The sequence below is a fragment of the Tenacibaculum larymnensis genome, from assembly GCF_028829235.1.
GTDB lineage: Bacteria > Bacteroidota > Bacteroidia > Flavobacteriales > Flavobacteriaceae > Polaribacter > Polaribacter larymnensis.
In genome coordinates, this window is the sequence record NZ_JAIWJY010000015.1 from 47973 (window position 1) to 60747 (window position 12775).

General features: G+C 31.6%; 12 protein-coding genes. 3 read left to right on the top strand and 9 right to left on the bottom strand.

Going from position 1 to position 12775, the window contains the following annotated elements; all coding sequences use genetic code 11:
- Nucleotides 1-13 precede the first annotated feature (13 nt).
- Nucleotides 14-1021 carry a formimidoylglutamase gene (locus tag LCI24_RS16275; RefSeq protein WP_274641322.1) on the bottom strand — a complete coding sequence of 336 codons (1008 nt, stop codon included), beginning with the start codon at nt 1019-1021 and terminating at the stop codon, nt 14-16.
- Between the two features lie 124 nt (nt 1022-1145).
- Nucleotides 1146-2378: an imidazolonepropionase gene (gene hutI / locus LCI24_RS16280; protein WP_274641323.1), complete on the bottom strand. Its 1233-nt coding sequence runs from the start codon at nt 2376-2378 to the stop codon at nt 1146-1148.
- 49 nt (nt 2379-2427) lie between these two features.
- On the opposite strand from hutI, the gene LCI24_RS16285 reads away from it, so the two are divergent.
- On the top strand, nt 2428-2850 hold the full coding sequence (locus tag LCI24_RS16285) for a DUF3995 domain-containing protein (protein ID WP_274641324.1): 423 nt from the start codon (nt 2428-2430) through the stop codon (nt 2848-2850).
- Between the two features lie 39 nt (nt 2851-2889).
- Here the strand turns inward: LCI24_RS16285 and LCI24_RS16290 are convergent, their stop codons facing one another.
- From LCI24_RS16290 to LCI24_RS16300, 3 genes are all read right to left on the bottom strand, one after another.
- Nucleotides 2890-3888 (bottom strand): BtrH N-terminal domain-containing protein, encoded by a 999-nt coding sequence (locus tag LCI24_RS16290; protein WP_274641325.1) that lies wholly within the window; start codon nt 3886-3888, stop codon nt 2890-2892.
- Between the two features lie 130 nt (nt 3889-4018).
- On the bottom strand, nt 4019-5074 hold the full coding sequence (locus LCI24_RS16295) for an alpha/beta hydrolase (protein ID WP_274641326.1): 1056 nt from the start codon (nt 5072-5074) through the stop codon (nt 4019-4021).
- The gene (locus tag LCI24_RS16300) at nt 5074-5487 is read right to left on the bottom strand and encodes a cupin domain-containing protein (RefSeq protein ID WP_274641327.1); all 414 of its coding nucleotides are present in this window, start codon (nt 5485-5487) and stop codon (nt 5074-5076) included. The genes LCI24_RS16295 and LCI24_RS16300 overlap by 1 nt, the downstream gene beginning before the upstream one ends.
- Nucleotides 5488-5715: 228 nt before the next feature.
- Here LCI24_RS16300 and LCI24_RS16305 point away from each other — a divergent pair, with 228 nt between their 5' ends.
- On the top strand, nt 5716-6534 hold the full coding sequence (locus LCI24_RS16305; protein WP_274641328.1) for a helix-turn-helix domain-containing protein: 819 nt from the start codon (nt 5716-5718) through the stop codon (nt 6532-6534).
- A 150-nt stretch (nt 6535-6684) separates the two neighbouring features.
- On the opposite strand, the gene LCI24_RS16310 is transcribed toward LCI24_RS16305, so the two are convergent.
- A complete protein-coding gene (locus LCI24_RS16310; RefSeq protein WP_274641329.1) occupies nt 6685-7302 on the bottom strand; it encodes an HNH endonuclease in 618 nt (205 codons plus the stop codon).
- The gene (locus LCI24_RS16315; protein WP_274641330.1) at nt 7295-8707 is read right to left on the bottom strand and encodes an ATP-binding protein; all 1413 of its coding nucleotides are present in this window, start codon (nt 8705-8707) and stop codon (nt 7295-7297) included. The genes LCI24_RS16310 and LCI24_RS16315 overlap by 8 nt, the downstream gene beginning before the upstream one ends.
- Before the next feature lie 548 nt (nt 8708-9255).
- On the opposite strand from LCI24_RS16315, the gene LCI24_RS16320 reads away from it, so the two are divergent.
- The gene (locus LCI24_RS16320) at nt 9256-10662 is read left to right on the top strand and encodes a glycosyl hydrolase family 18 protein (RefSeq protein WP_274641331.1); all 1407 of its coding nucleotides are present in this window, start codon (nt 9256-9258) and stop codon (nt 10660-10662) included.
- 891 nt (nt 10663-11553) lie between these two features.
- On the opposite strand, the gene LCI24_RS16325 is transcribed toward LCI24_RS16320, so the two are convergent.
- Entirely contained in the window at nt 11554-11904 is a 351-nt protein-coding gene (locus LCI24_RS16325; protein ID WP_274641332.1) for a hypothetical protein, read from the bottom strand.
- Nucleotides 11901-12587 carry a hypothetical protein gene (locus LCI24_RS16330; protein ID WP_274641333.1) on the bottom strand — a complete coding sequence of 229 codons (687 nt, stop codon included), beginning with the start codon at nt 12585-12587 and terminating at the stop codon, nt 11901-11903. The genes LCI24_RS16325 and LCI24_RS16330 overlap by 4 nt, the downstream gene beginning before the upstream one ends.
- Between the last annotated feature and the right edge of the window lie 188 nt (nt 12588-12775).

Sequence of the window (12775 nt, forward strand, 5' to 3'; positions counted from 1 at the left end):
TTATAAGTAATTATTAATTGCTCTTAGCCTTTATAAAATCAGAAATTAAATAACTAATATATTTTCCTACTTGTCCGTTAGCAACGTCATCTTTAACAACTGCTGGAGCACCCTCACAAATGTGTAAATAAGAAGCATTTTGTAGCTTACCAAAATAATGTGTGAATCTACGTGCTTGTTGTGGTGTAAATCCGCTAGGTGTCATGGCACTACTAGGAAAGTGTTGCACACAATCCAAGTCAATCTCAATTCCGAAAGGAGTATTTTCTATAAAACTTTCAGCGCGTTGCAACTCACCTTCAAAAGAAGTGGACTGATATACTTCTAACTCTTCAAAAGTGTTGTATTCTAAGTTTAAACTATCGTGAATCATCTCAAAAATATACTGAGGCGTGTAGTTTTCATGTAATCCAAACATAAAGTAATTCTTAATAAAACCTTCTAGCAATGCATACGAGAATCCGTTACCACTATGGCGCTCTTCCAAACGACGTAAATCGGTATGCGCATCTAGGTTAATTACATTTACAGGTTGTTCCTTTCCTTCAGAAAGTCCTTTAATATTTCCGTAAGCGTTGTTATGACCTCCACCAATAATAATTGGTGTTTTACCACTTTTAACAATGACTTTGATAAGGTTAGAAAGTTCTTTATCAATTGCTTTTACTAATAAATCACCTTTCTCTCTGTCGTTAACGTCAAAGCTATATACATCGTCTAAACAATCTAAATATCCTAAAACTAGGATGTTATTTCCGTCGATAAACTGATTCTGCTGTGTATTTAAGAATGCTTTTAAAGCGGGAACAAAAGCAGTATGTGCACCACCATTTCCACCATTCATGCGAACTCCAATATCTTCAGGGACTCCTAAAATAACAAAAGAAGCAGTTGAGTTTTTAAGTTCCTCTTGTAGCTCTTTTTTAGAGTTGATAACTGCAACGCACTCACCTAATTTTGTCTCACCTTCACGTGGGGTTACAAACTCTTGTATGTCTTTTTCGTTGAATATTGTTAGCATATTGTATTGTCTTTTTAGAAAACGTCATTTCGAACTGAAGTGTAACGAAAGGAGAAATCTCAAGAATGTTCGTAACTCACCTTAATGATATTCTTCGTTATCATTCGGAATGACAGGGTATAATTTACATTTCTTTTCCGTTGATGAATACTGAATCTATTAAGTTACTTCCGAAGGAATACGGTAAAAATCCATACGAAGGAATTTCTTTAGTTAGGATTAAGTTTGCTTTTTTCCCTTTGGTAATGCTTCCAACCTCATCAGATAAATTCATTGCATACGCTCCGTTAATTGTAGCTGCATTAATAGCTTCTTCTGGTGTCATTTTCATTTTAATACAAGCTGTTGCTACTACAAAGTTCATGTTTCCTGATGGAGTAGATCCTGGATTGTAATCGGTAGCTAAGGCTAAAGGTAACTCTGCATTTATAATATCACGTGCAGGTGTGTACGGAATACTTAAAAAATACGAGCAAGATGGTAAGGCAACAGGCATGGTTTGCGTTCCTTTCAATGCTTCAATATCTTCTGTATTCATAACTTCTAAATGGTCTACAGATAAGGCATTGTGTTTTACACTTACCTGAACACCTCCAATAGTTGTAAACTGATTTACGTGTACTTTCGGTATTAACCCGTATTGTTGAGCGGCGGTTAAAATTCTGTCGGTATCTTCTACCGAGAAATATCCTGTTTCACAGAAAGCATCTATAAAATCAGCAAGGTTTTCTTCGGCAACTTTAGGTAGCATTTCATCAATAATTAAATTGATGTATCCTTCTTTATTGTTTTTATATTCAGTAGGAAAGGCATGTGCTCCTAAAAAGGTAGCTTTTACAGGAATGTTATAATTCTCGCGTAGCTTTTTAATAACACGCAACATTTTTAATTCAGCGTCTACGGTTAAACCATATCCTGATTTTATTTCAACTGCTCCAGTACCTAATGCAATAACTTCTTCTAATCGTTTTGCAGATTGTTGGTATAGCTCTTCTTCTGACGTTTCTTGTAACTTCTTTGCAGAGTTTACGATACCACCACCACGATTGGCAATTTCTTCATAACTCAATCCATTAATTCTATCTACAAACTCTTGCTCACGATTACCTGCATATACAATATGCGTATGCGAATCACACCAAGTAGGTAACATCATTTTACCAGTACAATCCACAGTTTTATCAGCAGAAGTAGGGGCTTTTTTCATGCTTCCATAGTCAGTAATAATACCTTTTTCAACCAATAAAAAAGCGTTTTTTATGGTAGGTAAAATGTTCATCGAAGCTCCTGATACTTTTTTAGTACTTGTTTCTCTAATTTGGATTAATTCTTTGATGTTTATGAATAAAGTTGTCATGTTGAATGCTTAAATTTGTTAGACAAACTTACGGTAAAAACTACAATTTATGATACATTTTTTAGGAGTGATTTGTGTTTTAATACTCTTTTCTATTTCGTTAATTCACGTTTATTGGGCTTTTGGTGGAACTTTATGGGTAGATGCTGTAATACCTACTAAAACAGCAAATGAAAAAGCGATGAATCCACCTAAAGCACTAACTTTTGTAGTAGCTATAGTAATAGGTGCTTTTGCGGTTGTGTATGCAGAAAAAATACAGCTATTTACGCTGAATTCAATGCCTATATGGTTGCAAGACTATGGACTTTACGTTGTGGCTAGTATTTTTATAATTAGGGCTATAGGTGATTTTAAGTATGTAGGCTTTTTTAAGAAAACCAAGACAACAGAGTTTGCCGTAAACGATACTAAGTATTTTTCTCCACTATGTTTATTTTTAGGAGTAGTTGGATTACTAATAGCGTTTTAACGTAAATCATTAAGACAATATAATAAACCTGCTTAACAGTTAATTTTTAAGTGTTGAGCAGGTTTCTTTTAGTTGTTCCATTACTATTTTTTCTCTTTCTGATAATTCAATTAATATTTCAGAAGCATAATTAATATATTTAATATCTTTTGTTTCTCCTATTTCGTTAAATAAATCTGCAACGTTTGTCCATAATTTAGCAATAGTACTGTATTCTTCGCTAGATTTGATTAAAATTTTAGAATTAAGAAGCTCTCCACTTTCTTTAAGAAAATTACTATACATTTTTCTAAATAATGAACCTCCCGTACCTCCATTTTCCATAAGAGATGCAGAAGTTTGAAAATCTCTTTTTATATCCTTACTTGATTCAAACCATTTTTTAATTTCGGTACTTGTTTTAAGTATTCCTTTGTAGCCTATATTTTTAATAGGTGGATTTAAAAAATCAGTAGCATTATTGTAAATAGCAGGTTTAATTACGTTTTTTAAATCAGGTATTTCTCCTTTTTTTAAAATAATGTAAGAAAGGTTTCTGGATGACATAGGACCTTTTTCATTTCTTGCTAACTCTAAGTTTTTTAGTGTAGTTTTAGCATCTCTACCTTGTTGGTTAGTATCATTTAAATATGCTAATTGGTCATCATAACCATAGATTGAAGCATAATGACCTGCAAAATGAATTTTTGTAGTAAAATAATCTAAATGATAACAATCTAATTTTAAGCCTACTGCTTTTCCTTGTGCTATATATTGCTGAACATTTTTCCACGCTTTTTTTATAGAGGAAGTTTCTTTGACCTCTAAATCTAAGTTCAGATTTCTACAAATATTTTCAGTCAAAACATCTGGTTTAACTCTACCACCTATAAAGGGGAAGTCCATAATTTTCATATTCCAAAAAATATACCCTAAACCTTCTCCGAGTCCAAACAACATGGGTTCTGAAAGGTTAATATCAAGTTGATATAATAAACTTCCTGTAGTGGTGGTTTCGCAATGTTGACCGTTAAATGGCTTGAAATCTTTTATTATCATAATCTTTTTTATTGTGATAACACAAAGCTATTAGTAGTTTGTGACAACCCTATGTCAACTATAAATTAAAAAAGCAGTATGAGTTAAGACTCATACCGCTTTTTTTAGATATTAATGTGCAGTGGTTTTTTTATTTCAAGTTCTCTTTAAAGAATACTTCAAGCTTAGCAAACGGAATTACATCTATTTTATCATATAAATCAGTGTGAACTGCGTTAGGAATAATCATTAACTCCTTGGGTTCTGCAGCAGCCTTAATAGCATCTTCACTAAAATACTTAGAATGTGCATTTTCTCCTGCAATTACTAAAATTGGTCTTGGAGAAATTTCCTCGATGTATGTCATAATTGGCATGTTCATCAATGAAATTGGAGTCGTCATCGTCCATGATCCATTTGAGTTTATAGAACGTGGATGAAAACCTCTTTCAGTCTTGTAATAACTAACATATCCTTGAACAAATTCAGGTTCTTCTCCTGTTAATTGATTTGCTGAAGGAAGTCCTGCTGGACTATATGCAGGTTCACCATTTTCAGCATCAGCCCAACGTTGTTGACTCAACTGTTCTAACATCTGTGTACGTTGCTCTGGGTTAACACTGTCGAAGTAGCCTTTTGCTGTTACGCGAGACATATCGTACATACTTGCCACTGCCACAGCTTTAACACGTTTGTCTACAGCAGCTGCATTCAAAGCAAAACCTCCGAATCCACAAATTCCCATAATTCCAACACGGTTTCGATCAACATAGGATAAAGTCCCAAGAAAATCAATTGTTGCACTTAAGTCTTCTGTAAATATTTCAGGTGATGCAACATTTCTTGGTTTTCCTCCACTTTCACCTGTAAATGAAGGATCGAATGCTACCACAACAAATCCACGTTGGGCAAGTTGATTAGCATACAATCCAGATGATTGTTCTTTTACAGCACCATAAGGTCCGCTGGTAGCTAAAGCAGGTAATTTTTTGTTTCTTTTATTTTTAGGAGAGTATAAATCACCAGTTAATGTTATTCCATATCGGTTTTTAAAAGTGACCTTTTCTCGTGTTACGTTTTCACTTAATTCAAACGTATAATGTTCTGTTTCTTGATACATGTTTTCTGTTTTTTTAATAGTATTATTCTGACCGTTTGAGTAGCTCACAAATAAAAGTGTAGCTATTGCTAGTATTAACGTTCTCATTATTTCTCTTTTAAATACTCTTTATCTGTAACAGCTTCTTTCCAGTCTACAATTCCTTTTTCAACATTTGGTACAATGTAGAGCTGTTGCAAGCCAACATCAGGACTAGCACCATGCCAGTGATTTACATTTGGAGGACATTTTACTACATCTCCTTTTTTAATAGTCTCAATCGGTCCTCCTTCAATTTGATGATAACCTACACCATCTGTTATAATTAGAATTTGACCTGCTGGATGACTATGCCAATTGCTTCTAGCACCAGGTTCAAAATAGACATTACCTACTGCTATGGTAAATACAGAGTCGGGAGCTACTAGTCCATAGTTAAAGGCATTTCCTGTAAATAATTCATTTGATCCTTTCTCGCCTTTAGGAAAGATAGCGTCTAGTTTATTTTTGCTTTTTTCCATGATTTCTATATTTTTTTGTTTTCTGATTGACATCCTAAAAGAAGAATAAAGCTTCCTAAGAAGAGTGTCAGTACTTTTATTTTTGCTGTGTTATACATTTCAATTTTTCTTAATTGGTTAACCATGGTACAAATTTACGATGTTGATTTACTCTATTTGTTACATTTAATTCGTAGATTGTGTCATATATTACACATGTAGCAATGAGTGTAGAGAAAAACAGTAAAAATGAAGAAGCAGAAAGTCTTATTGTTTGAAGGATCAGGAGGAGTTCAGTTTCCTGAGAATTTTTTAGAAACCTACCATACGCATATCTATTGTCATAGTGGTGAAATCTCTTTTATATTTAAAGGGAGACAGCTTAAAGCATCAGCAGGTGAATTTGTATTCTGGTATGCTCATAGTGTAGTATCTCATATATCATTTACAAAGAACTTCACGGCAACTGTTCTTTTGGTAGATGAAGAGTTTTTAAATAGTAACTTGCCTGATATCAGCTGGAGTATAGATGTGCTTATTCATACACGTGATCATCCAGTATTACATTTTAACGAGCAAAAGAATAAACAGAAAGTTTTGAGTAATTTTCAGTTGCTGTATGATAAGCTTCAGGAAAAGGATCATACCTTTTATACTGAGCTAACAAAAACACAAATGCACCTTTTTACGCTGGAAATGTGGCATGTATTTGCTGCGGAATTTGACCGAAACAAACGAACACCGCAAAGCGGAAGCATCTATGACCGTTTTATTCATTTGGTACAGGATTATTGCATGACCGAGCGTGAGGTTAAGTTCTATGCGGATAAGCTATTTATTACTCCCAAACACTTGAATTTTGTTTGTAAACAGAATACAGGTATTACTGCTTCTGAGTGGATACAACGTTTTGTAAAAGAACGATTGATTGTTCTTTTAGAGAATCAAAACTTAAGTATTGCTGAGTTAGCAGATATGATGGAATTCTCAAGTAGATCATTCTTTACTAGGTATGTTAAAAAGTTACTTGGACTAACTCCCTCGGAGTACAGAAGTAGGTTGGAGTAGTTTACTGGGTTTTTGGCGAGGTTTTGTGTATGATTTCGTTTCGTGTTTAAGTACTAAAATAACAAATAAGTCACAGATAAAAGTCTGCTAGTACTTTCAGAAGTAAGCTATAACTAATAATGAATTATACATGTTGTTAGGCAAGGTTTTTTAACGTATTGCTTCCTTTATTGTTTTAATAAGTTCGTCTTTATCTTGTTGATTTCCATTTTTCAAATCAGAAACTAATTGTTGTAATACACTTGGACTTGACTTTTGATAAATCTTTGTTTTTTGTTCGGCTGTACTTAGTCTAAACAACTCACAAAAAGTAATTGTCTCACTTCCTTTAGTCGATTTAGCTACAAAAACACAGTCATTAATTATTTCAATGTGATTTGAGTAATCATCGTAATGAGCGTGAATTATAATAATATTTTTTCCATTTGTAGGATAATTTATTATACTATTTTTTAAAACAGGTTTTGTACTTTTTTTTGTATTACAACCTGGACAACTTAAAGCAAGATTTCTAGTCTCAAATGTAAATTTTTCATACTCTGATTTTGGTATTATATGTTCAATATCTACTTGCTTAATGTCAAAACCTAATTGATATTTACAATAACAGCAAGTATTATTTTGTTGTGGTCTCAAATGAGCAATTATATTAGTCTTAATTGAATCAAATACAGTTTTATTCCAATCCGAATGAGTATTGAAATTATCAGCAATTATTTTCTTTTCTGCTGTTGTAAGCTTGTATGGTGCTAGAATCTTATTACTCATTAGAATTAGCATCAAATATGGCTTTAATAACAGATTTTATAGGGTCATTTTCAAGAATTGATGGATAGAACTCCTTTAACCTTTGTTGTATTTTTTTTAACTCATTATTAGATCTATTTTCATTTGCTAATAAGAAAAGTGCCTTAGAAACACTATCGTATAAATCAAAGTTTCTTGTTGATGGCATTTCAAAAACATTTTTTAATATATCTTCTGAAGACCATCCATATGTGGATTTCGAAATTATTTTTGATTCAATATGTCCCCTCCTATCTTTTAAGGTAATAACACATGAATTATTAGGGTTTAAGTCGGTGGCTAGAAATGGTGAGTGGGATGCAATAATAATATGGCAACCTTTTACATTTTTTAAAATCTTATTAAGTAGGTCTATGTATTTAGATTGCCATAAAGGATGAAGACTTATTTCTGGTTCATCAATTAAAATTAGAGAATTATCTTTTAGTAAGGGAATAAGCGACAATAATGTTGATAAAATATTGGCTTCTCCCGAACTTGCATCTCTAAAGTTAAAAGGCTTTCCTCCTTTCTTAAAAACTTGTATTTCAAATGTTCTAATAAGACCAATCCTTCTTAAAATATTGATTAGGTCATATTCATATACATTTTCACTATATAAGGAATTGTCTCGATAAATTCTGCCAATATTTTTTTCGGAAAAATTTATTGTTAACTCATTTTCTTTTTGGTGATAATATAATTTGTCCAGTAAAAAATCACATAGATCATTAGCTCTTGCCTTAACAATATCGATTATATTTTCGCTTCTATAATTGAATTTGTTTGAGTTTCTTTCCTTTATAAATCTGATTAAGGTTTCGGGACTGATATCATTCCTTTTTTCAAAGTAAGAAGTGTTTAAGCGATAGTTCAATTTAATAATTGGCTCATAATGCAAATAATCAAAAATATGCCTGAAATTTCTAGAGACATCAAATTCGGAGTAACTTTCAAAAACTATCTCCAAAGCGCGGTTCATCAATGCTTTATTAGAAAAGCTATTAACTTTATTTCTTGTCCCTAAATAATTGTATTTAAAATCTCTGTGATAAAATTCAAGTATTGAGTGTCTTGAAGGTCTAAAACTTTGATCAATAGGGAACTTATCTGAGATGCTATTTGTGACAGCTATTATTTTTGAAGGAATAGAGTTGTATACAAAACGTGAATCTCTAAACAAGTTCGATTGATTTTCTTCTTGTTTTAGTTTATTGAAAAACCTAGCGATTTCACTTAAGATTCGGCTTTTCCCAGTTCCATTATTTCCGATAATTAGAGAAAAATAATTATCATAAGAAGAATCAGAATCATTGATTAACCTTACTTTGTCAGTGATGATAGATTTATTTTCTAATCCAAGGCTATATAATCTAAATCCACTCATATTTTCTTGTACTTTTCAAATGTTGCCTAACTTATTTTCTACGTAATAAAAATTACTGTCATACTCTCTTAACGGTAGGATAAGCGGAACTCTTAGCAATTTTTACTCTCTCAAATATATAAAAAATAAATACAAGAGGGAGTACAGCTTTTATCAGGAAGCTCACAAGCCTAATAGGAGTAACTTCAAACAATAAAAAAGCTAAAAATAGGTGCGTGTGTAGAAAAATGTTTGTTAGCATAGTATGCCGTATTCTTTTAAAGGTATTGTACATCAGTTAGTTATTTGTTTTTTCTTTTATACATATAAAACATGTATTCGTGATTGATTATCAGTCGTTTACTACCTTTTTTTTAAAACATACTTATTAATTTCTCAACTTTATAATAGCAAATGATATGAAATAAAAACAATAAGTGCAGTAGGGGACTTTAAAAAACTGCATTCGTACTCAGGTAAAGCCTATGTTTGTTAGATATATAATGTATTTGATTAGGGTTTTAATCTGCTGTCGAAAACAATTTAGTAAACATTAAATACAATATATTATGAAAAATTCTCAATTCCCCTACGGCATTAACGCTTGGATCTTTTTAAATGAAGATGAACCACCAAAGACAAACTACAAAAGTCCTGATAGTTGTTTTCAATCGCTTATTAAACACAAAGTATACGATAGTGTAACATCACTTGGAATAGCCTTTTTTGAGGTAGTTCCAGCCACCAAAGGATCAACCATTAAAATGGGAGACTCATCACATCCGGGTGGGCTTACGAATCAAGATTATTTAAACTATGTACTTAAGGATGCTCGCCAAGTGAATCCGAATATTAAGTTTTTAGCAACGATGGTCTATTCGGGAGATAACACATTGGCGTCTATTTTTTCTCCTGGTGGAAATGAACAAGAAGAAGCAACCAATTTTGCTAATAATCTGGTAGCTTATTTAAAAGAGAATGGAATGAATGGATTAGACATTGACTGGGAAGGTAATGTGTCTACACGTATGACTCAATCTCAATTTAAAGTCTTGTTTTCTACAATTCGCTCTGTGTTTGATAAACAGCCAGTAAAATATTACTTATCGTTCACTCCTGCATGGCCAACAAATTCGATTGATTATCCAACTGTAAATAACGCATTTGATTTTGTATCACCACAGTTTTATGATGGTACACCGTTATCTAGCTTTATAAATGCAGGAATATCACCAAAGAAAATTGGTTATGGAGCGCAATTTGAACCAGGGAATGCAGCACCAAACTCTAGTGCTCAACAAGTTTGGAATAGAGTTTCTGAAGGATTTACTAATAAAGGTGCTACTTATGATTATCAAGATATTTTTATGTGGCGTTTTAACTCTGGAAACTTCCAGTTTGAGCAAGCCCAATTTATGATTCTTAATCAGTTAGCAAATCCATTACCAAGTAATACATTTGATGATACCCAGATAGTTGGAGCTGCGGGTAATCCAAACATTACGCAAATGACGATTCGTTCGGGTGATGTACTTGATGCTATCCAGACCGTAAATACTGGAACTGGATCTTATAATACGGGTACAGAGAATAGAAATGTTGGAGTGTTTACTTTGCCACAGCATGGTGGAAATAGTGGAGTAGCTAAAACGATAGATATTCCGTTAAACGATCCAATCGTAGCAGTTTCTGGTTATACAGGTGTGTGGTATGGTTGGAAATGTGTATTACAAATAACTTTAACAGGTAAAAGCGGAGCTTCTTATGGTCCTTTCGGAACTATGAATGGTTCAACTATGCAAACACCTTTTAAACAGTCTGCTGAGGCAGGACAAAGTTTAGTAGCATTTAAAGGTGTTACTGTAAGCGTTCCGTTGGCTAATGGTAGTCATACAGAAATTATTGCCAGTTTAAATGCTGTTTTTGCTGAGCCTTTTGTAGCTCAGAAATTAAACGAAAAGACACTTTCTCTTTAAGTTTTAGTTATAATAGAAAGAGCACATATGGTGTTCTTAAAATAGGATAAATGATATTAATTATAGTCGTTTTTACGGTTTTTTTTGTAAGAAAGGCGTTTTAGTATTATAAGAATAATAAACAAAAAGGAATAATAAAAAACACAAAAAAAGAAGTAATTAGAACGAATATTTGCTATAACTGTAATAACGTAATAGACAAAAATAAATAGTGACAGATAAACAATGTTAATCAAAATAGATATTACTGATAATGTATTATTCTTAAAAGCATTAAACAAGTTATTAAATGACTCATTATTTTTTTTCTGAAACTTTAAAATTTTATACAAATACGTTTCTATGGTTAAATACGAAATCATATTAAAACAAAAACAAAAAATAACTACTGTTGTAAAAGAATTACTATCAAAAAAAGTATTTGTAAAAAGTCTTAAAGAAACATACCAGAAAGGCAATATAAAAAAAGATATTAGTACGTTTTGAATTGTTACGTGTAGTTCTTTAAATTCTTTAAATGAAGGAATTGTAGGCATAGTGTATTTTTTAAACAAATATAAAAAAGTAATTAATAACAAAAAGAGCATCCAAAATTGGATGCTCTTGCTTTTTCATGCACAGCAATTAGCCCCCCGGCTCTTGAAACTGTACATAGGTTGAGTTGATTATAACACAAAGATAATCAAATTATTGCATTATGTTGAATTTATCTATTTAATATAAAAGATTGAGCTATATTTAAATCTCAACATCTCTTGAATTATTTTATAAGTATCTGCCCATTCACTTAAAAGTGTTAATTGCCAACCTACAAAATAATAATCTGATATAAAAAGGAACTTTTAAATTATCAAATAAATAATTAAAAGTATTATCTACTATTAATACAGTTTACTCTCTAAAAAATAAGTAAATATTATTTTGATTTATAGGCTTCCAGTTTTTTGCATGGAAACTGTTTTCATCCCAGTAAATTAAAAGATTTATATGGTCTATTTTTACAGAATCTTTCCTTTGAGTTAATAGGTTTAAAGTGTCTTTGCTTTGAGTAATTCCATTCATTTTAAAATGACCATCTATTTCTGAAATAAAATCACTCAATTCTTCTATTCTTTTAATTTCAACCTGTTCACTATCAGCATTGGTAAGTTTATCCCACTTGTTTTCTAATTGTTTTTTTGAGTTACAACTTAATAAACTTAAAGAGAAGAATGTAATTAGTAATATGTTTGCTATTCTCATTTTATACCTTTTTCTTTTAATATTTCGTTTAGCCATTTTATATAACTTGAATGATGTCTTATCCTAGTTATTTCCCCTGAATTCATTATTGAGTGTAAGTCGTCTACATGCTTAGAGCTAGTGATATATTCATCATTTAAACCTAACATATGACCAAATTCGTGAACTGCACCTCTTTGATAAATATTATCAGATTTTAGTGATGGTCTTAAGTCTTCACTGTCAAGATGGGTTGTACCAAAAAAAGAGTTAACATAACTCTGTTCAAATCCTCCTTTTTTTATTTTTTGTATATAAATTTCCCAATGTTCTCCAATACTCCATTGGTCATAAACTGATAGGAATCTAAAATCTAAAAATACTCTTTTACCTTGCGATAAGCTTTTAATAACTCTCATGTCTCCCCACTTTTGACTTATGGCACTTTCAAACTTTTGTATAAACTTAGTTTTATCTGAATTATTCCAAGCCAAATTACCGTTATTTTCGAAGAAAAACTGAAGTTTCATATAAACTATTAATATATAATCTCCTAAAGGGTTTTTAACTAAGCATAATCCAAAAGCATTATTAATTTTTCCACCAAATATAGGTCCTATGGTACCTGCATTTATAGAAGGACATATTGTAATTATTGTTTCTCCTGGCTTTATTATTGACGTTCTTATTCTATGATCTTCCATATTCTTTTTTATAACACATAATTTATATACATGGATGTTTTATCCATATATGTTATTCATAATTATTTTGTGTAAAGGTTTTTAACAATTTTTACTCATCCAAATATAAAAAAAGGAAGATAAAAAAGTGTAACTTTTTTATCGGGTCAACACACGAAGCCTAATCGGGTCAACACACGAAGCCTAAT

Bases quoted from the DNA above. Each gene is read 5' to 3' on its own strand.
- LCI24_RS16275 (WP_274641322.1), bottom strand. From the start codon at position 1,021: ATGCTAACAATATTCAACGAAAAAGACATACAAGAGTTTGTAACCCCA.
- hutI (WP_274641323.1), bottom strand. From the start codon at position 2,378: ATGACAACTTTATTCATAAACATCAAAGAATTAATCCAAATTAGAGAA.
- LCI24_RS16285 (WP_274641324.1), top strand. From the start codon at position 2,428: ATGATACATTTTTTAGGAGTGATTTGTGTTTTAATACTCTTTTCTATT.
- LCI24_RS16290 (WP_274641325.1), bottom strand. From the start codon at position 3,888: ATGATAATAAAAGATTTCAAGCCATTTAACGGTCAACATTGCGAAACC.
- LCI24_RS16295 (WP_274641326.1), bottom strand. From the start codon at position 5,074: ATGAGAACGTTAATACTAGCAATAGCTACACTTTTATTTGTGAGCTAC.
- LCI24_RS16300 (WP_274641327.1), bottom strand. From the start codon at position 5,487: ATGGAAAAAAGCAAAAATAAACTAGACGCTATCTTTCCTAAAGGCGAG.
- LCI24_RS16305 (WP_274641328.1), top strand. From the start codon at position 5,716: ATGAAGAAGCAGAAAGTCTTATTGTTTGAAGGATCAGGAGGAGTTCAG.
- LCI24_RS16310 (WP_274641329.1), bottom strand. From the start codon at position 7,302: ATGAGTAATAAGATTCTAGCACCATACAAGCTTACAACAGCAGAAAAG.
- LCI24_RS16315 (WP_274641330.1), bottom strand. From the start codon at position 8,707: ATGAGTGGATTTAGATTATATAGCCTTGGATTAGAAAATAAATCTATC.
- LCI24_RS16320 (WP_274641331.1), top strand. From the start codon at position 9,256: ATGAAAAATTCTCAATTCCCCTACGGCATTAACGCTTGGATCTTTTTA.
- LCI24_RS16325 (WP_274641332.1), bottom strand. From the start codon at position 11,904: ATGAGAATAGCAAACATATTACTAATTACATTCTTCTCTTTAAGTTTA.
- LCI24_RS16330 (WP_274641333.1), bottom strand. From the start codon at position 12,587: ATGGAAGATCATAGAATAAGAACGTCAATAATAAAGCCAGGAGAAACA.